The organism is Campylobacter lanienae NCTC 13004, from assembly GCF_002139935.1.
GTDB classification, from domain to species: Bacteria; Campylobacterota; Campylobacteria; order Campylobacterales; family Campylobacteraceae; genus Campylobacter; species Campylobacter lanienae.
In genome coordinates this window covers 273,359-292,873 of record NZ_CP015578.1, presented here as the reverse complement: position 1 = coordinate 292,873, position 19,515 = coordinate 273,359, and the positions used below count along the sequence as shown (strand labels likewise).

Below are 19,515 nucleotides of genomic sequence, written 5' to 3'. Positions count from 1 at the left end.
TAGCCCAATTTTTTATATTTTTACAAATTTCTTGGGGGGGGGTAGGCATGAAAATTGAAATTCAAAATCTAATAATCCAAACGATCAAAACTATCAAAAAAGACGCCATCATAGATGAGAATTCATATATCTTTGGTAGTTCTAATGCTCTGTTTGATAGTGTTGGATTGATTGAATTAGTAGTAGAGTTAGAAGAGGCGATATATGAGAAATTCGGCCAAAATATCAGCCTATCTGACGCAAAGGCCATGAGCCAAAAGACTTCACCATTTATAAACATCAACTCCCTAACCAAATATATCCAAAAGTCCTTAAATGAGTAATATCATCATCACAGGCACTAGCAAAGGGATCGGCAATGCCCTTGCTAAACTCTATTTAGATGAAGGGCACACTATCATAGGCTGTTCTAAAAGCAAGCCCAATATCACCCACACAAACTACCATCACTACACATTAGACGCTAATGATGAGAAATCTGTAATTGATATGATTAGAGAGATTGGGCGTAAATTTAAAGTAGATATCTTAATAAACAATATCGGCACCGCCTCACTCAATCACATAGCCACTACAAATTTAGATTTAGTAGATGAGCTATATAGAGTGAATTTCAAAACTACATTTTTATTTACCAAAGAGGTAGCCAAAATTATGCTAAAGCACCGCCAAGGCTCTATAATCAATATCTCTACCATCGCAGTCCCATTAAGTCTAGAAGGCGAGGCGGTCTATGCTAGCATGAAATCCGCCATTGAGAAATTCACCCAAATCAGCGCTAAGGAATTTGGATATTATGGTATTAGGATAAATGCCTTAGGTATTTCGCTGACCAAAACTGATCTTACAAAAACCTTACCAAAAGATAAAATAGATAATATCTTATCTAAGCTTATTATCAAAGATTATTGCGAATTTCAAGATATTAAAAATACAATTGATTTCTTAACTAGTGATAAAAGCAGATTGATAACCGCTCAAACCATATATCTAGGTGGCGTATGCTAAACACGCTAAAATCTCATAAAGATAAGATCGCTATCATATTTAAAGGCCAAAAATTCAGCTATCAAGAGCTTATAGATAAAATATATGAGTATCAAAAATTATTTAAAACTCAAATTTCAAATAGCGATATAATAGCCCTAAAGGCTATTTATAGCTTTGAAAATATCGCTATATTTTTAGCTTTGTATCTAAATAAAAATATAATAGCCCTACTACCAAATAGCCCAAATTTAGATGAATACCTAAAAATCTCAAACGCTAATAAACTAATAAACTCAAATCACCAAATCCAAACCATAAGCCCCACAAACACAACAATCAAAACCCTAAATAACCAAAGCGGCCTAATCATATTCTCTAGCGGCACACTAAGTAAACCAAAAGCCATAATCCACAATCTAAATAATATGATAGAAAATCTCAAAGGCAAAAGACCAAAATCACTAAAGATTATTCTATTTTTGCTATTTGATCATATAGGTGGGATCAATACACTTTTAAGCGGCTTGATGAGTGGATCAACTCTCATTATAGCTAGCGATTTCTCGCCTAAAAATATATGTGAGCTAATCTCAAAATACAAAGCCAATATCTTGCCTACTACTCCAAGTTTTTTAAATTTACTTCTAATAACCAAAGAGTATGAAAACCACGATCTAAGCTCTCTAAAACTCATTACCTACGGCACTGAAAGGATGGATGAAAATATCTTGAGTAGACTTAAAAATATATTTAAAAATACCAAATTCATTCAAACTTTTGGCACTAGCGAGACGGGAATTTTACCTACCATATCCAAATCTTCTACCTCAACATACTTTAAGCTAAACCCAAATGAGTATAAGATCGAAAATGGAAAACTATTTTTAAGGTCCAAAACCATGTTTTTAGGCTATATGGGTTTAGAGAATAACGATAAATGGTTTGATAGCGGAGATTTGATCGAGTGCGATGAAAACGGATATATAAAGATCGTTGGTAGAGATAAAGAGGTTATAAATGTAGGCGGCAAAAAGCTTACAGCTAGTGAAGTTGAGAGCTGTATATTAGAGCTTAGCCAGATCAAAGATGCCTTGGTATATGCCTTGCCTTGTGAGCTTTTAGGTCAGATGGTGGCGTGCGATGTAGTGTGCGATCTACCCAAAACAGAAGCAAAAGAGCTGATAAAATCGCATTGTAAAGCCAAATTAGAGCGATACAAAATCCCACTCAAAATCAATGTAGTAGATAAAATCAATATCACAAATCGCTTTAAAAAAGATAGAAAGCTTAGATAAACTCCACCTTGCTATCATCAGCTAGGGATTTTACCTTATTAATTAGCCTATTATTTAGTGAGTTGAATTTGGATTTTTCTAATTTTAGAGTGTAGATTTCATCACTTTTGACTATCTCAAAGCCAAAAAATTGATTAAATCTCAACGCATTTTGGTTATTTAATCTAATCTTAGAGTAGATAAAATCGCTATTTTTTAAGATTTTTGATAAAAATAGATAAGCAAAGGCTGATCTAATCAAAGGCTCCACACTATTTTTATAAAAAATCCCCCAAAAATCATTATAAAAACTCACCCCACCCACAATCTCATCATCCAAAATCATAGCAAAATACGCCCCACTTGGCACCCCTAAAAGCCATTTTTGATGAGCATCTATATCGATAATTTCGCTATTTAAGCTCACCTGCCTTATCTTTCTATCATTTCTGATATTTAGAATTTCACCGCTCTCATCTTGACTTAATAGCTTATAATCTTTAAATTTAAATTTCATATCACTACTCTAAAATATATTTTATAAATCCATTATAACATTAAAAGTTTATATTTTAATATTTTGTCTTTGACTCTAGCAAAGTAAAAAATAAAAACCTAAATTCAAGCCGCTTTGTCAGATGGTTAGCTTTAAGTGGGCTGGGGGAGTGTAACTCCCTGCCGCAAACGGCGACTTGTTGCCGTGCGAAGTAAAAATGGGGGGGATACCCCCACGAAGTGGGGCTTTAGTGCGGGGTCAATGGCGAATGAGTCACATTCCAAATTTTCGCCACAAAACAACCTTAAATGGTTGTTTTGCTATTGCGAAAATTTTGTAAAAGCCTTTCAATGGGTGGCTTACGCCACGGATTTTTATAGGGGTACCCCGCTTGCGGGGCTTTAGGTGGGTCAAGGGAGTGCAACTCCCTGTCGCAAAGCTGGGCTTAGCTCAGCTGCGAAATTAAAATATTTTTATGAGCCAATTACGCCGCCATCTTTTTTACGGATTTGGACTATTGTACTTCGTGGAGTTAAGTTGCCGCCATTTGGATAGTGGCTATTTGCTAGATTTTCGCCTGGGTGTTGGATTCCTACAAACATCGTTGTATAATCTTCATTAAAGGCAATTCCCGTAATCTCACAAGCAACTGGCCCAGTCAAAAATCTTCTAACCTCGCCGGTGATAGGATTGGCGCATAGCATTTGGTTATTTCCCATCCCTTCGTAATCACCTTTATTTGAGTATTTGCCATCGGTTTGTATCCAAAGTCTGCCAAATTTGTCAAATTTCAATCCATCTGGGCTATTAAACATATTTTCTACATTGATATTGCTAGTTCCTTTTCTTAAATCATTTGGATATTTTAAAGGATTTCCCGCAAGTAAAAATATATCCCATTTAAAGCCACTATCAGCGTGATTACCGCCTTTTGGGGACCATCTTAAGATGTGGCCATAGATATTATTGGCTCTTGGATTTGACTCGCTCACTTCTGTTCTTTTGGTGTTGTTGGTTAGGGCAATATCCTGCACATAGCTTTTGACCTTTCCCTGCTCTGCCTGTTTCAAAAGCTGGTAGGTGTCTTTGCTCCATGCCACCGTTTCTTCCCGGACTTCTCCAGCAAATGTCTTTCCTTTCTCCGGCACATGCAAGCCCTGTTCCCAGCTCTGCTCGTTGCACCGTTCCTTTAAGTCTTTAAGGTCGTGCTTACTCAGAGGGTAATTTAGGGTATAACAAAATAACCCACCCGAATATCGTTTTTTTTATTTGGTGAGTTTGTTCTTTCAAATACGAAACAAAAAGAGCCGATGATTCGTGAATTGTTCCACAATTTCATCGGCTCTGCGTCTTAAGCGTCTGGCTCTTTGATGACAGTTATCTTCAAGTTGTCAACTTTAATCAATCTTTCTTGTCTGCATTTTGGACAATAAAGGGGATAATTCTCCAAAACAGTGTCCTTCCTAATTTTATTACGGGTTTTGCTCCCACAAACAGGACACAATATCCATTCGCATTTCATCATAATTAGTCTCTAATCCTTTCAAATCTCATTTTATATGACTTTTGCAAGCTGTTAAGCTAACTTGTGGAACATATGCCGAACCTTGTCTATACGGCTATTCGGGCGGCGGGGTTGGCAAATAAATTTACCAATAGCTGGCTGGTATCCTTTTAACTCTGTCAAGCAGACTCCCTGCCCATTTGTGAAACAAGTTAAATCGTTCCTGTATTCTTGAATACATCTAGCAGGGATTTCTCCTTTCAGAATGACCTCGTCATTCTTTATCTGAGTACTTACAATATCTGCACAATACCTTGGAGCATCATGATACGCCCGTGAGAGATATTCCTGCGGTGCATAAATTTCAAAGTGGAGATATGGCTCTAATAGTTCTGTCCCTGCTTTTTTTAAAGCCTGCTCCAATACGATAGGGGAAAGCAGCCGAAAGTCTGCGGGGGTACTTACAGGACTATAATACAATCCATATTCAAAACAGATTTTACAGTCTGTCACTTTCCATCCATACAGCCCCTGCTCGCAGCCATAAAGAACCCCCTCCATAACCGCATTTTGGAACGATTGATTTAAATATCCAAGTGAAACTCTGCTTTCATACTGCACTCCGCTTCCAATAGGGAGCGGCTCTATGGACAACCCGACAGAAGCCCAGAAAGGATTTGGCGGGACTTCTATGTGGATGGTATATTCTGCTTTTCTAAGCGGTCTTTCCATATATATAACAGTAGGCTCTTTTATTTCTGCCTCCACATGATATTTTTCCTCAAGGATGGCACAAATGACTTCCATCTGCACATTCCCCAAAAAAGAAAGTATAATCTCATGCGTTGTAGTATCCACATAATATTTTAAAAGAGGGTCGCCATCTGAAATTTCTGTAAGTGCCCCAAGCAATATTTCCCGCTGTTCAGGTTTCTTTACTGCAATCGTTGTTTGGAGCATAGGGAGAGGATTTTCAATAAATTTTCTCTGCGGCAACAGCATTTCGTTCCCCAAAATACTGTTTAGCTGCAAAACATCATTTGGTAAAATTACAATATCACCAGAGCAGGCTGTATCGGATGGATATAATTCACCGTTTGTCGGAACACACATCTCTGTGATTTTTATTTTCTCTTTTTCAGATATTCTAATAACATCCCTCAAATGCAATGTTCCGCTATATATACGCACATAAACAAAACGCCGCCTTTTCTCTGAATATTCAATCTTAAAAACCTGCCCGCATAATTCAGATTGACCTTCAGGCGTTGATGAATAAAATTTACTGGCAATCACTTCTATAAGCTGCCGAATCCCCAGATTGTTTTTAGCGCTTCCGTGATAAACGGGAAATAACGTTCCGTTTTGGAATCTCCTGTTTTCTTCCTGTTCCAGTTCTGACATTTTAAACGGTTTCCCTGACATATATTTCTCTAATAGTTCATCGTTTCCCATAATTACCGCATCCCACTGTTCCATATCGTCATTGTCCGTTACATTTATATGGGGATGCTGCCCAACCTTTTGCTTCACTATAATTTCCGAAGAAAGCTTTGCTTTCATTTCCCGATATACCATTGGCAAATCAATCCCCTCTTGGTCAATTTTATTGATGAAAAAGATTGTCGGAATCTTCATTGTCTGTAGTGCATGAAACAGTATACGGGTCTGTGCCTGTATGCCATCCTTTGCAGAAACTAATAATACTGCTCCGTCTAATACGGATAAAGAACGGTATACTTCCGCCAAAAAATCCATATGGCCTGGCGTATCTATAATGTTGACTTTTACATCCTCCCACTGAAAAGATGTCACTGCTGTCTGGATAGTGATTCCCCTTTGACGCTCCAAATTCATTGTATCTGTCCTTGTTGTGCCTTCATCTACGCTCCCTAGTTCTGCAATTGCACCACTGGTATACAATAAACTTTCCGTTAATGTTGTCTTTCCTGCGTCAACGTGAGCCAGAATGCCTAAGTTAATTATTTTCATGTGATTTTCTTCCTATCAACACCCAAAAAAGGGCATAAAAATACCCAGTGATAAATACTCCTATCACTGGGTAAATAACTCCAATAGCCCCAAAACACTTATATGTTTTCGGGCATATAAAATTACATGATAAAAGTATTCTTAAACTGGGTACAAAAAACTAAGCCCCATATTAAAAGTGAAACGGGACTGCTACTTTTTGTTCCCACTATCAAATTGACAGTTTATTTAAGAATACCTTGCCGCATATTTATTAACTCCTTGTATAATACTGAATCTAATTATATTCCTTAACCCTTTATTTGTCAAGCTGACAAACTAAAGCAGAAAAAGCGGCAGGATTTCCCCCTGCCACTAATCATCTGTTTATGCAAAAATAATTTCCTTTTCCACAATCTCCCTCGCACAAGCCCTTATGTTATTGAGGCATCCTGTCCATTCTAAGGCGTTTTCTGCCTTTAGCTGTTCCGTTATGCCCTGTGCCTGTTTCATACCCTCTATGAGCCTTTCAAAGCGTTCCTGTGCCTGTCTGTTGATGTCGGCAAGGTAGGCGTTTAGCCTGCCGCTTGTAAGAAGATTGGTGTATGTAACTTTACGGTACTGTTTTAGATAATCTAAATGCCGTTGCCCCCAGATGCCTATTGCCTGTTCTTCTTCGGCGGGTACAGTTAAGCACGGTATCAAATAATCCCCTTGCCTTTCGTATTTGCCGCCCAGTTCCTCAAATAATGATTTTGCCATTGTCTGTTACCTCCACATTCTTTTTTATTTTGAATGTCCGCAAAATCCGTCCTACATCCATTGGAGCTTATGACCGTTCTCATAATTTACGGAATTGACAATAAAGTGCGTGTGTATATGCCCCTTGTCTATATGCGTGGCTATCAGAACTTCATGCCCTTTCCATGCCTTTGTATGCTCTGCCAGCTCGACAGCGTTCTTGTGAGCCTGCTCCGGGGCTTATAACTGCTAAGTAAATTATAAAAAAATCTATAAAATTATATAAATATTTTATAGATTTTACTTGACTTATTTTTTAAAATTTGCTAAAATAGTCCTATGAATAAATTATTATCAATCGGTCAAGCTAGTAAAGCTCTTGGTGTTACTATCCAAACTCTTAGAAATTGGGATAAAAAAGGCTTATTAAAACCTGATGATATGACTAAGGGTGGAGAGCGTAGGTATAAGCTAGAAACATTAAAAGCTATAAATAAAAACCTAGTTTTTAATAAAGATAGCTTAAAAACTATTGCTTATGCTCGTGTTTCTAGCCACGACCAAAAAGATGATTTAATAAGGCAAGTTCAAGTCTTAGAGCTATATTGTTCTAAACAAGGCTTTAATTATGAAGTTATACAAGATTTAGGCTCTGGTATGAATTATTATAAAAAAGGCTTAACTAAATTGCTAAATCAAATTCTAGATGGCAAAGTAAAAAGATTAGTTTTAACTCACAAAGACAGACTTTTACGCTTTGGTGCTGAGCTAGTATTTGCTATATGTGAAGCCAAAGAAGTAGAAGTAATAATAATAAATAAAGGCGAAGAAAGCGTAAAATTTGAAGAAGAATTAGCCAAAGATGTGTTGGAAATAATCACAGTATTTTCAGCTAGACTTTATGGCTCACGCTCAAAGAAAAATAAAAAACTTTTAGATGAAATGCAAGAAGTGGTGGTAGAAAATGTCAGCAAATAATAATGAGCTTATTAGCATTTCTCATAAGATAGAGTTAAAGCCAAATAATAAAGCTAAAACTCATTTTAAAAAAGCCTTTGGTTGTGCTAGACTTGCTTATAATTGGGGACTTGCAAAATGGCAAGAATACTACAAGCAAGGCATTAAAGTAACACATTTAGATTTAAAAAAGGAATTTAATGCCATTAAAAAAGAACAATTCCCCTTTGTGTATGAAGTAAGTAAATATGCTACGCAACAGCCTTTTTTAAATCTAAATCTAGCATTTCAAAAATTTTTTAGAGATTTAAAACAAGGTAAAGTAAGCTATCCAAAATTTAAGAAAAAGAAAGATAATTTCGGCTCTTATTACATAGGTGGAGACCAAGCAATAATCAAAGATGAAAAATATCTAAAAGTGCCAAATTTAGGACTTGTAAAAATGAAAGAGAAATTGAGATTTAATGGTAAAATCAATTCTTTTACTATTTCTCAAAGTGCTGATAAATTCTTTGTTTCTTTTAGTATGCAAATTAGTAAAGATGAGTATCTAAAAACTCATAATAAAGCTAAAAATAATAATCTAGCACTTAGCATAGATGTAGGCTTAAAATCGTTTTTAAGTTTATCTAATGGCTTAGAGATAAAAGCACCTAAACCATTAGCTAAGTTTAATCGTTTAATGATAAAAAGAGCTAGACAGCTAAGCAAAAAGCAACACGCAAAAACCAAGCAAGAAGCATTACAAGGCATTAAAAAATCTAGCAATTATCTAAAAGCAAGTATTAAGCTAAATAAATTGCATCGTAAAATAGCAAATATAAGAAGTGATTTTTTACACAAGCTTACTTCTAGCTTGGTAGCAAATGCTAAATATTTTTGCTTAGAGGATTTAAATGTAAAAGGGATGATGAGTAATCATAGACTTGCTAAATCTATAAGCGATGTAAGTTTTTATGAGTTTAAAAGGCAACTAGAATATAAATCTAGCTACAACGATAAAGAAATCTATCAAGTAGATAGATTTTATCCTAGTTCTAAATTATGCTCTAATTGTGGAACTATAAAAGAAAATTTAGCTCTAAAAGATAGAGTTTATATTTGCGATGAATGTGGAATTAGCATTGATAGAGACTACAATGCTAGTCTTAATTTGCTTTCACAATTAAAGCAAAAAATAGGCAAAGTTCTTGCCGAATTTACGCCTGCGGACTTGACAGCTCTGCTAGATGATTTAGCAATAAATCAAATAGCAACTAGCAAGGTTGAAACAGGAATACAACAAAAATCCTATTTATAGAGTTTTATATCTTTTTATAGGATTTTATAGGTTTGTAAGAACGGTTACATATAGGTATTTTCCATCTGGGTCTGCTGCTATCCACTCAGGTCTATCCATAGGTGTAGCACCAACTATGCTAGCTGCTAATCTAGCATTTATCAAGACATCGCCTTGATTATGAAAGCCATTTTTGCTATCTAAGCCATTTTTGCCATACTCTAAGGCCACCCACTCGCCTATGCCTTTGAAATCGCCGGTATCTTTTAATTTAGCTACATATAGAGTGCCTTCATTTAAGATATCTTTATTTGGTTTATTTGGATTGTATTTGGCTTTGCTAACAAATTTATATATAAACTCATTAACCTCATCATCGCCCATATATACCACTACTTCGCCATTTTTGGCTATTACTACTTCAGCATTTTCGTGTTTAAATCTACCTAGGGCGGTGCGTTTGATTGGGGTTGAGTTTGGATTATATGGATCTATCTCTACTACCCAACCAAAGCGATTTGGCTCATTTTCGTTTTTAGCAATATCAAATCTCTCATCTAGTTTCCACTCATAATTCTCGCCTTTTACGCTAAGGCCATAGCGTTTTTGCGCTGGATTAAATGCGTAATTCTCATCACTAGACCCAAAGAAATCATCGAAATTCTCTTCACAAGTAAGATATGTTCCCCATGGCGTTTTGCCACTAGCGCAGTTATTCATGGTTCCATAGACTTCGCTACCGCTCTTATCGGCTTTTGTTTTCATAAGATTATGAGCTCTAGCTGGCCCTTGGATCTCCATTTTGGTATTAGCTGTGATTCTGCGATTATATGGCGAGTCTAGCACAACACTATAATCTCCATCGCTATTTCTAGCTATCTCAAATATACTTACTCCAACGGAATTTTGCTCATATTTAACATCATCTAGGCTCATATTTTTGCCATGGTGATTAAACATTATTTCTGGATTCATATACTCATTATTAACAGCTAAAATCGCTCTATCTTCATCAAGATCAAACCACGCCATACCATCGGTATTATCGCCAAATACCAAATTCGCATTTGCTATGGCTGCTTTATTTATAGTTTTGCTCTCATCAAAAGGCGTTGCCTTGCTAAAGAGCGGATCACCCCAACTAATTAACTTTTTAGCCTCATATCCTTTTGGGACTATGACGCTATCGCTTGTGCTAGGGGCGATTTGTTTAAATCCTATTAAAGGTTTTTTCTCACTAGCTAACACGCTAGAAGGCGAAAAAAATCCCGCATAAGCCAAAACAGCGCTAGAAACTTTCAGAAAATTTCTTCTTTCCATAAAAACTCCATATGATAAATTATGACGAAATTATAAAATCAGCTTGTAAAATTTTTATGATATTTTGGTTAAAAATATGTAAAATTTAGCCTTAAAATTTTAAAATACGAATTTAGAATATCCAAAGGAAAACAAGTGAGTAAAAAAATATTTATTTTAGGTACTGGGACTGATGTAGGCAAGAGCTATATAAGCGCCTTAATAGTCAAAAAAATGCGTGAATTTGGATTAAATATAGGATATTTCAAGCCTGTTTCGAGTGGGAATTTGTTATGCGATGATGGAGATATAATCCCGCTTGATGTGAAGTTTGTGCGTGAGTTTTCTAAGATTGAGCTTAGCTACTCTCAAATGAGTGAGTATAACTTTATTAAGCCTTATTCTCCGCATTTATCAGCTATAAATGAGAAAAAACAAGTAAATTTAGATAAAATTCTAGCTAAATTTAAAATCCTAGATGGGATTTGTGATTTTTTGGTGATTGAGGGTGCTGGTGGGGCGATCTGCCCTTTTAGATATGATGAAACAAAATTAATGCTACTTGATATACTAAAGGCTATAAATTCAAGCGTTATAATAGTCTCAGACGCAGCTCTAGGAGCGATAAATCAAGTGGGATTAACTAGCTTTTATCTAAGGCAAAATGTGATTGATATAAAGGGCGTGGTGTTAAATAATTTTGATGAGAATTGCCCAATTTGTGTTGATAATAAAAAGATGATAAAAGAGCTTTTTAGCTTAGAAATTCTCTCTTGCGTTAAAAGAGATGAGCTAAGCTTAAATATCCAAAAAGATGAGATTATAAAAATATTTAATTAAGGATCAAATATGCTATCAAATATAGCAAAGATGGATTTGGAGCTAATCTGGCATCCGTGTTCGCAAATGTATGATTATAAGGAGTTACCACCGATTGTGATAAAGCGTGGTAAGGGCGCAAAAATCTATGATGAAAATGATAAAGAGTATATAGATATTATCAGCTCTTGGTGGTGTAATCTACTAGGCCACTCAAATGAGTATATCAATCAAGCTATCACAAATCAGCTTAACAATATAGAGCATGTGATATTTGCCAATTTCACTCACGAAGGCGCTGTGAAATTAGCTAGTAGATTAAGGCGAATTCTCCCACCTAAGCTAGATAAATTCAACTTTTCAGATAATGGTAGCTCGGCTGTGGAGAGTGCGCTTAAAATGGCGTTTCAATATCAGCACCAAGTAGGCAACACACATAAGAATAAATTTATCTGCCTTAGTAATGCTTATCACGGCGAAACTATCGGTGCTTTGAGCGTTGGGGCGCTTGATTTGTATGCTAAAATTTATGAGCCGATGCTCTTAAAAGCCATCCGCATAAAAGCCCCTGATATGTATAGAAGCGAATTTGAAGGCGATAGCGATGAGATAGCTAGAAAATATTTTGAGCATTATGCGGTGCCGATTTTTGAAAAATATGGCAAAGAGAGTGTGGCTTTGATAGTTGAGCCTATACTTCAAGCTGCAGCTGGAATGATGATATATCCGCCTTTGTATCTTAAAAAGCTACGCCAAATTTGCGATGAGTATGGGGTATTACTAATAGCTGATGAGATAGCTACTGGATTTGGGCGGACTGGGCGGATGTTTGCTTGTGAGCACGCAAATATCAGCCCTGATATCATAACGCTCTCAAAGGGTCTAACTGGCGGATATATGCCTATGTCTGTCGTGGCTACGACTAATGAAATTTACAACGCCTTTTACGCTCCATACTCGCAAGGCAAGGCCTTTATGCACTCTCATACTTATAGCGGAAATCCACTTGGATGTGCTGCAGCGAATGCGGTTTTAGATATATTTGAGAGTCAAAATATCTTAAATTCAGCTCAACAAAACGCAATTTATCTAAATAATGAGATAATCTCTGCTTTAAACTCGCATAAAAATGTAGGTCAAATTCGCTCCATCGGACTCATAAACGCAATAGAGCTAGTAGAGCAAAAAGATAGCAAAAAAGCCTTTAATAAAGATCTAAGAATCGGATATCAAATTTACAAAAAAGCTCTAAAAAATGGTCTTATATTAAGGCCACTTGGCGATGTGATATACTTCAATCCACCGCTAAATATCCAAAAAGATGAGATGGATGAAGCGATAAAAAGGTGCGTAAAAAGCATTGATGAGATTCTTGGGGGATTTTAGTTTTTTAAGATTAAAATTGCAAATTTATAACTTAGCCTAAAATCATCATTAAAGTGTGAATTTAAGGCTTTATAAGAGCTTTTTGTGAGCTTAAATTCGCCCTTAATATTATTAACTCCAGTATGTTTAAGGTGAGTTAAAAGCTCTTTTAAATTGCTAAATTTTAGCTTTATTTGCCTCTCTTGAGCGTTTAAAATTTCAAAATTTTTGCTAAAAATTGCTCTTAGCTGGGCTAGATTTTTATACTCTAAGCTCTGATTTGTAAAGCTAGAAAGTTCCCTTAAAGTCCCATCAATAAATATACTAAAAGCCAAAATTCCGCCACTTTTTAAGCTAAATTTGAGCCTATCAGCCAAATTTTCAAGGGCATTAATCCATTGAAAAACAGAGCTTGAAATGATTAGATCTTGTCTATTTTGAATTTGTAAATTTGAAATATCCCCTATTTGAGTGCGGAATTTACTCATAAATTCACTCTCATAAAGGTCATTTAAAATCAAATTTTCATAACTCAAGTTATCTATAATTAATCTTGTCAAAACTCCGCTTCCAGCGCCAATTTCATAGATATCTTTGAAATTTTGCCTATAATCTTTAATAGTTTGTATCAAAGCATTTGCCGCATAAATCTGCGGTTTGGCATAAAGGTCATAAAATTTCGCATTTTTAAATTTCAACTATCTCTCCAAAGCTTTTAAAATTAAAAAATGCAAAATGCGGAGCGTTTATAATCCTAGCTTTATCCTTAAAATATTCTAAAACCGCCCTATTATCAAAGACCAAATCACGCTTACTCACATAAGCCCTATCCCATGAAATAGCGTTCTCACAGGGCAAAATAGCGTTTTTATAAAGATTTATAAGCTCTATGTTGGCATTTTTATTAAATGTAAAATCTCTCAATTTTTGCTCATTAATACCTAAAAAACAGAGCCTTTTAAAGCTCTCAAAATCAAACTCACTTATACTTTTATAAAAGATATCTTTTTTAATCCCATATTTTTCATCTATTCCAAAAGGGGTGCCATTTATAGCGATTGCGACCTTTAAGGGGGTATTTTTCAGCACCAAATTCGCAGCCCAAACGCCCATTGACCACGCTATTAAATATATATCTTTATTGGCTAAAATTTCCTTATCGAAGCCCAAATCGCTATAATCACTAACCACCAAAAGTCCATAATCTCCAAGCTCCAAGTGGCTAATGCTACTTTTATCAAATCCATAACCTAAAAATAACACAATAAGCTTTTTGCTATCTTTAATGAGATCCATTTTCATCTAAAATCCTTTTTAAGCTCACCAAATCATCAATTTCTAAATCCGCCCTTAAACTAATCCTAAGCCTAGCCTTCCCCTCTGGCACCGTAGGTGGCCTAATGGCTGGTATGAAATATCCAAGACTTTTTAAGCTATTTGAAAGCTTTAAAGTCTTAGCATTATCTCCTACGATAAAAGGCGAAATATGAGTGGAATTTAGCCCCAAAAAATTGATTAAATTCGCTAGATTTTCACGCTCTTTTGTGTAGTCTTTGCTTAACACAAAGTTACTCCAAGCTACATTTATAGGCGCCAAAGCGGTCGAGTATATAAGGCTTCTAGCACTATTTATGAATATATCTTTAAACTCATTTGAGCTTAAAATCACAGCCCCACTGCTACCTAGCGCCTTGCCAAGAGTAATAAGCATAAAATCAATATCACAACTCAATCTAGCACTAATCCCAAGCTCATCTAGAGCAAAAAATGAATGCGCCAAGTCGATATAGAGCATCACGCCATCATATCGCTTTTTTAAAGATAGCATAAACTCTATATCCGCTCTATCGCCATCCATGCTAAAAATCGCCTCGCTTAATATGATAATATGCTTAAATTTATCACAATTTTGCTTAACCAAACTCTCTAATGCTTCATTGTCATTATGGGCGTAGCGTTTGAATTTCGCATTTGAGAGTTTCAATGCATCTATCATACTAGCATGAATTAATTTATCAGCTATAAAGAGCGTATCATCACTATTTAAGGCGCTAATACAGCTTAAATTCGCACAATACCCAGAGTTGAAAATTACCGCACTTTTATGAAATTTAGCCTCAAACCAACTCTCCAAACGATCAAATTCATCACTTGAAGTATATACCAATCTACTAGCCCCAGAGCCAAAATACCACTCACTACCCAAACAAATTTGTAAAAATTCATCTCTTAATACCCTATTACTAGCTATCCCAAGATAGTCGTTACTACCTAAATTCAAGAGATTTTTACCATCTAAACTTAGAAATTTCAAGCTTATCTTAGAGTGCTTTAGCTCCCTAAAACTGCTATTTTGCTTCGCTTTTTCTATATCAAACATTATAACTCGCTTAAATTTGCCTTTTGAAAAGTTATAATTATATCAAAATGTAGCTATATATTTTAAATTTTAATTGAATTTACATAGCAACAAATGGAACAATTTATAATAATTTAAATAACGAGATAATCAAAGCACACGCTACTTATTAACTCACCATTAGCTAGGGACTATATGATAGAAAGTGTGTGGCAATACTTGGAGGACAATAAAAATCCACCATCTAGGATTAACACTCTAATAAAAATGGTTGGTGATTTAGACTTATCTCTTATTACCACAGAGCTACTGATGAACTTAAAAAGAACTATGTTAATCAGTGGTGTAAATGGTAAGCGGTACAAAGAGAGAACCTTTAATCACCTGTTAAGCACTCTTAGGACAACCTTTGAGACGCTAGAGCGAACTGGGGTTTATGAGTTTAAGAATAAACCTAATTTTAAAAAGCTAGCAGCTAGTATAAGAGAGAATAAGATAGTATGCTATAGCGATGCTGAGATAAATGAAATAGCTGAGTACTTTAAGAGTATCAGTAATAAGACAGGCAGCCTAGTAGATAGAGAGATGTATGAGTATTTTGTAATCAACTCTAATCTAGGACTAAGACCAGCTGAATACTATGAACTTAGGGTAGGTGATATAGACTTAGAAAACAAGACTATTACCATCAGTAGAGCTTTAAAAACACACTCTACTACATTAAAAGTAGGGACTACTAAGAACGCTAATAGTAGAACCTTACCCTTAGGTGGCATAACCTTAAAACTTTTAAGTGATATATGCGATAGGGTTAATTTAGCTTTATCTTTAGAAAGGTCAGAAGCTATGGAGTTATACCTGAAGGAACCTGAAGGATATCTGAAGGGAGTTTATTACTCAATAGCTAGAGGTCGTTACAAAGGATTAGATAGAGAAAATTATAAGAATTGTAAGATAAATAATTTGACACATAGCATATGTGTATCAAGGTGGAAAGATATGAATAAGGCTTTGGGTTTTGATAAGCGAATAAACGCTAAAGAGTATAACCAATATGCCTTAAGACATACTGTAGCAAGTCGTTTGGTTAGCCTAAAGAAGTTTTCAGCTTATAAGCTAATGCAGTATTTGGGACATAAAAATATACAAAGTAGTTTGAAGTATGTCCATCTAAATATCGATGATATAAGAGATGGAATTGGTGTAGGTGTGTGTTAAAGATTATTGGTTGCGAGAGAGGGACTTGAACCCCCGACCCTCGGGTTATGAGCCCGATGAGCTACCACTGCTCCATCTCGCGTCATAAGAGGTGGATGGGGTAAGAGGATTCGAACCTCTGAATGACAGGACCAAAACCTGTTGCCTTACCGCTTGGCGATACCCCAATATGAAATAAAAATGAATTGGAATTATACAATATTATTCAACTTTTGTCAAGCATTTTGGCGAAAAATATTCAAATTTATTCTAAATTTAACTTATGTTATAAAGTTAGTTTCTATCTTTTACATTATCAGTGTCAAGCTAATTTTGCGCTTATAAAAGTAGTAAAATTATATTTTAATTAAACAATAATATAACATTAGATTTGATTTATATAAATGGATTAAAGATATGAATATTGTAAGATTTAGAGCGAAATTCGCCCTAAATCTTTAAGTATATTAATGTAGTTTAGACCAAATTTTGCGTTTCCACGCCCAAGCAAATAAGCTAAGAATAGCAAAATATATCATAATATATATGCCCGTTGTCTCTCTCTCATCTTTTTTGCTATCACCTGATTCTCTCATATACTCAATAACCTGTTTTTGAGCTTTTTCATTTAGACCTACACGAGGCATAGATGTGCCTGGAAGCATTTTTTGAGTATCGTTGATAAAGTTGTTTAGATACAATTCATTTCTAGATCTAATATACATAGAAAGATCTGGTGGGGTCATACCTAGATATGTTGAAATGCTCTGTTTGTTGCCATTGGCAAATACATTGACATATTTCATATCGTGGCATCTAGCACAAGATTCTACAAATACATCTCTATCACTCATCTCTTTTGGTGCTATACTTTTAAAGTATGCTACTATATCGGCTATTTCTTGATTTAGATCGCCACCAGCACCATAAAATGCGGTCATAGGAAATGGATTTGTATCATTGAATTTATGTGTGACTTTTAACGCCATAGCTGGATCTTTGATAAGTGCAGCTAAGAATTTACCATCATATAGGTATCCGATATTGCTAAGATCTGGTGGAGCTACACCATAAGCTTCACTAGCACTTTTATCATCCATTGCTGGTTCAAATCCTGCTGATTTTATACTATGACATGCTGTACACCCAGCAGCTGCTACTAAACTCTCACCTGAGGTAGCATCACCTTTGCTAAGGTCAATGCTATTGATATCAGCCCAAAATGCGCTATATTTTTCTAAACTGGCTTTTGCTGATTCTAAGGTTTTTGTAGCACCTTCGATTATAGCTTTGTCACCACCCTCTTTAGCGGTTTTTAATGCTAATTCCGCTTTTTCTACATTGGTTTTTGCTAAATTTACATCCTCTTTAGCAAAATCAAAATTTGCTGGTTCAACATGCGGGTGTAAAACTGAGTGCGCATACGGCTCAACACCCCAATAAATAGCGCCTGTAACAAGGACGACAATTAAAAACGCTTTTAACTCTTTCATTTATTTGCCTTTCTTTCCTTGATTGTGATGATAGGAAGTACTACAAGTAGCAACGCAAGGTAACCGATTGAAGCAAAGAAACCTATCCAAGCATTAAATCCTGTTGGAGGAAGTTTGCCATACACTGTTAGGATTATTAAATCAATAATAAGCAACCAAAACCACACACAAAAGCCTTTTCTTTTGTGAGCTGGCGCTACAACATCACTTCTATCATATAAAGGCATAAATAGTAGTGAAATTCCGGCAAAAGCCATAGCCAAAGCACCTATATCAGCCGCTTTTAAAGGTCCAATATCAAAGAAAAATCCACGCAAAATTTCATATTGCCATAAGAAATACCACTCAGGATAGATATGAGTTGGTGTTTTAGCTGCGTTAGCTGGATCGAAGTTGATTGGATCCATGGCGAAATTAAAATGGAAACTCACTAAATAGAAGAAGAATATCATAAATAAAGATACATAAAAGAAATCTTTACTTAAAAATCCTGGCCAAAATGGGATAACTTTTGAATTTATAGTATCGCCTTTTAGATATTTTTCAGCTTCAAGCTCAAAATCTATCTCTTCACCTTCGAGATTATTTACATGTGGAACTCTAAGAGTATAAAAATGAAGCCCTATAACCATGATAATAACAATAGGTAATAAACATACATGAAGCATAAAAAATCTTGTAAGTGTAGGATCGCTAACTGCGTAATCCCCCCTAATCCACTCAACTAACGCACCGCCAATAAATGGAATTCCACCAAATAGTTGAGTGATAACTTGCGCTGCCCAGTAGCTCATCTGTCCCCATGGTAGCATATATCCACTAAATGCTTCAGCAGAGAAAATCAAGAAAAGCAACATACCGCTAATCCATATCATCTCACGGCCTTTTTTATATGAACCATAGTAAATTCCAACAAATGCGTGAATATAGATAATTAAGAAAATCACAGATGCCGCAACTGCGTGAATATGTCGCCATAACCAACCATACTCAACCTCTTTCATAATAGTGTAATTCACACTATCAAATGCCAAATTCGCATCTGGTTTATAATACATTAAAAGCAATAAACCACTGATAAAAAGCAAGGTAAATAAGACGGTTAAAATCACGCCCATTGCCCAAAGAAAATTGATATTTTTAGGTATCCAGTATTGCCCTGCTAGGACATTCCATAACTTTGTAAGAGCTATACGCTGATCGAACCAATCTCTTACGCTTGTAGCTTTTGTAATATGTGCCATAAATTCTCCCTTACGCTGTAGCGACTAATTTTTTGTACTCAGGGCCTTCTTCGCCTAGCACAAGTTTAGTCCCATCAATTTTAAATGGTGGAATATCTAGTGGGCGTGGTGGCGGACCAAATACATTCATACCATCAGAATCAAACTCTCCACCATGACAGGCACACTTAAACATCTTATCACTAGCACTCCAGCTAGGTATGCATCCAAGGTGCGTACAAAGACCGATTGTAACTATATAATTCTCATTACCTACCACTACATCTCTTGAAGGGTTAGCCTTCATATTCTCATCTTTTTTAATGATAAAAATAGGCTTTTTACGCCACTCTACTTGGCGAAATTCGCCAGGCTGCATAGGGCTTAGATCTACTGTGGTAAAACCTGCTGCTTTAACGCTAGGAAGCGGATCCCAAGACTTTTTCATCCCTACTAAAGCAAAAGCACCACCCACAGCTGCGACAGCGCCAAATGCCATTCCGATGAAATCTCGTCTTTCTTGCTTTTGAACAGACATTTCTTTCCTT

18 protein-coding genes, 2 tRNA genes and 3 pseudogenes are annotated in these 19,515 nt (G+C 35.7%); 8 read left to right on the top strand and 15 right to left on the bottom strand.

Annotated elements, in window-relative coordinates; all coding sequences use genetic code 11:
* Positions 1-47 precede the first annotated feature (47 nt).
* Genes CLAN_RS01530 through CLAN_RS01520 form a run of 3 tightly spaced genes read left to right on the top strand, consistent with a single transcriptional unit; the run spans position 48 to position 2,285 of the window.
* Positions 48-323, top strand: coding sequence for a hypothetical protein (locus CLAN_RS01530; protein ID WP_096014909.1), 276 nt, complete (start codon positions 48-50; stop codon positions 321-323).
* On the top strand, positions 316-1,008 hold the full coding sequence (locus CLAN_RS01525; RefSeq protein ID WP_100590419.1) for an SDR family NAD(P)-dependent oxidoreductase: 693 nt from the start codon (positions 316-318) through the stop codon (positions 1,006-1,008). The genes CLAN_RS01530 and CLAN_RS01525 overlap by 8 nt, the downstream gene beginning before the upstream one ends.
* Positions 1,002-2,285, top strand: a complete 1,284-nt coding sequence (locus CLAN_RS01520) for an ANL family adenylate-forming protein (RefSeq protein WP_100590418.1) — start codon at positions 1,002-1,004, stop codon at positions 2,283-2,285. The genes CLAN_RS01525 and CLAN_RS01520 overlap by 7 nt, the downstream gene beginning before the upstream one ends.
* Here the strand turns inward: CLAN_RS01520 and CLAN_RS01515 are convergent.
* The 6 genes and pseudogenes from CLAN_RS01515 to CLAN_RS08470 form a co-directional block, all read right to left on the bottom strand.
* Complete coding sequence (locus CLAN_RS01515; RefSeq protein WP_100590417.1) at positions 2,278-2,781, bottom strand: hypothetical protein; 504 nt, start codon at positions 2,779-2,781, stop codon at positions 2,278-2,280. The two genes, CLAN_RS01520 and CLAN_RS01515, sit on opposite strands and share 8 nt — an antisense overlap.
* Positions 2,782-3,233: 452 nt before the next feature.
* A pseudogene (locus CLAN_RS01510) lies at positions 3,234-3,779 on the bottom strand (PhoX family protein); the annotation flags it as partial.
* A gap of 332 nt (positions 3,780-4,111) precedes the next feature.
* Positions 4,112-4,282 carry a cysteine-rich KTR domain-containing protein gene (locus tag CLAN_RS01500; RefSeq protein ID WP_004614788.1) on the bottom strand — a complete coding sequence of 57 codons (171 nt, stop codon included), beginning with the start codon at positions 4,280-4,282 and terminating at the stop codon, positions 4,112-4,114.
* A gap of 54 nt (positions 4,283-4,336) precedes the next feature.
* Entirely contained in the window at positions 4,337-6,256 is a 1,920-nt protein-coding gene (gene tet(O) / locus CLAN_RS01495) for a tetracycline resistance ribosomal protection protein Tet(O) (protein WP_002857791.1), read from the bottom strand.
* Between the two features lie 366 nt (positions 6,257-6,622).
* Positions 6,623-6,997 (bottom strand): TnpV protein, encoded by a 375-nt coding sequence (locus tag CLAN_RS01490; RefSeq protein WP_001129922.1) that lies wholly within the window; start codon positions 6,995-6,997, stop codon positions 6,623-6,625.
* Between the two features lie 51 nt (positions 6,998-7,048).
* Positions 7,049-7,201 (bottom strand): annotated as a pseudogene (locus CLAN_RS08470) (relaxase/mobilization nuclease domain-containing protein); the annotation flags it as partial.
* 114 nt (positions 7,202-7,315) lie between these two features.
* Here CLAN_RS08470 and CLAN_RS01480 point away from each other — a divergent pair.
* Together CLAN_RS01480 and CLAN_RS01475 are read left to right on the top strand one after the other, a co-directional pair.
* Positions 7,316-7,954 carry an IS607-like element ISChh1 family transposase gene (locus tag CLAN_RS01480; protein WP_002782963.1) on the top strand — a complete coding sequence of 213 codons (639 nt, stop codon included), beginning with the start codon at positions 7,316-7,318 and terminating at the stop codon, positions 7,952-7,954.
* Positions 7,941-9,233: an RNA-guided endonuclease InsQ/TnpB family protein gene (locus CLAN_RS01475; RefSeq protein ID WP_172618492.1), complete on the top strand. Its 1,293-nt coding sequence runs from the start codon at positions 7,941-7,943 to the stop codon at positions 9,231-9,233. Before CLAN_RS01480 ends, CLAN_RS01475 begins: the two co-directional genes overlap by 14 nt.
* Positions 9,234-9,263: 30 nt before the next feature.
* Here the strand turns inward: CLAN_RS01475 and CLAN_RS01470 are convergent.
* A pseudogene (locus CLAN_RS01470) lies at positions 9,264-10,532 on the bottom strand (PhoX family protein); the annotation flags it as partial.
* Between the two features lie 135 nt (positions 10,533-10,667).
* Between CLAN_RS01470 and bioD the strand changes: the two are divergent.
* Together bioD and bioA are read left to right on the top strand one after the other, a co-directional pair.
* Entirely contained in the window at positions 10,668-11,351 is a 684-nt protein-coding gene (gene bioD / locus CLAN_RS01465) for a dethiobiotin synthase (protein ID WP_167368917.1), read from the top strand.
* A 9-nt stretch (positions 11,352-11,360) separates the two neighbouring features.
* Positions 11,361-12,716, top strand: coding sequence for an adenosylmethionine--8-amino-7-oxononanoate transaminase (gene bioA / locus CLAN_RS01460; RefSeq protein ID WP_100590413.1), 1,356 nt, complete (start codon positions 11,361-11,363; stop codon positions 12,714-12,716).
* On the opposite strand, the gene CLAN_RS01455 is transcribed toward bioA, so the two are convergent.
* Genes CLAN_RS01455 through CLAN_RS01445 form a run of 3 tightly spaced genes read right to left on the bottom strand, consistent with a single transcriptional unit; the run spans position 12,713 to position 15,075 of the window.
* Positions 12,713-13,393, bottom strand: coding sequence for a methyltransferase domain-containing protein (locus tag CLAN_RS01455; protein ID WP_100590412.1), 681 nt, complete (start codon positions 13,391-13,393; stop codon positions 12,713-12,715). The genes bioA and CLAN_RS01455 overlap by 4 nt on opposite strands.
* A complete protein-coding gene (locus CLAN_RS01450) occupies positions 13,383-13,997 on the bottom strand; it encodes a pimeloyl-ACP methyl esterase BioG family protein (protein WP_100590411.1) in 615 nt (204 codons plus the stop codon). The genes CLAN_RS01455 and CLAN_RS01450 overlap by 11 nt, the downstream gene beginning before the upstream one ends.
* Positions 13,978-15,075 (bottom strand): aminotransferase class I/II-fold pyridoxal phosphate-dependent enzyme, encoded by a 1,098-nt coding sequence (locus tag CLAN_RS01445; RefSeq protein ID WP_100590410.1) that lies wholly within the window; start codon positions 15,073-15,075, stop codon positions 13,978-13,980. The genes CLAN_RS01450 and CLAN_RS01445 overlap by 20 nt, the downstream gene beginning before the upstream one ends.
* 174 nt (positions 15,076-15,249) lie before the next feature.
* On the opposite strand from CLAN_RS01445, the gene CLAN_RS01440 reads away from it, so the two are divergent.
* Entirely contained in the window at positions 15,250-16,272 is a 1,023-nt protein-coding gene (locus tag CLAN_RS01440) for a tyrosine-type recombinase/integrase (RefSeq protein WP_100590409.1), read from the top strand.
* Positions 16,273-16,279: 7 nt separating this feature from the next.
* On the opposite strand, the gene CLAN_RS01435 is transcribed toward CLAN_RS01440, so the two are convergent.
* The 5 genes from CLAN_RS01435 to petA form a co-directional block, all read right to left on the bottom strand.
* A tRNA-Met gene (locus tag CLAN_RS01435) sits at positions 16,280-16,354 on the bottom strand.
* 10 nt (positions 16,355-16,364) lie between these two features.
* A tRNA-Gln gene (locus CLAN_RS01430) sits at positions 16,365-16,439 on the bottom strand.
* A gap of 279 nt (positions 16,440-16,718) precedes the next feature.
* Positions 16,719-17,744, bottom strand: a complete 1,026-nt coding sequence (locus CLAN_RS01425) for a c-type cytochrome (protein ID WP_096018501.1) — start codon at positions 17,742-17,744, stop codon at positions 16,719-16,721.
* Positions 17,741-18,988: a cytochrome b gene (locus CLAN_RS01420; RefSeq protein ID WP_086304975.1), complete on the bottom strand. Its 1,248-nt coding sequence runs from the start codon at positions 18,986-18,988 to the stop codon at positions 17,741-17,743. The genes CLAN_RS01425 and CLAN_RS01420 overlap by 4 nt, the downstream gene beginning before the upstream one ends.
* Positions 18,989-18,998: 10 nt before the next feature.
* A complete protein-coding gene (gene petA, locus CLAN_RS01415; RefSeq protein WP_086225557.1) occupies positions 18,999-19,505 on the bottom strand; it encodes a ubiquinol-cytochrome c reductase iron-sulfur subunit in 507 nt (168 codons plus the stop codon).
* Positions 19,506-19,515 lie beyond the last annotated feature (10 nt).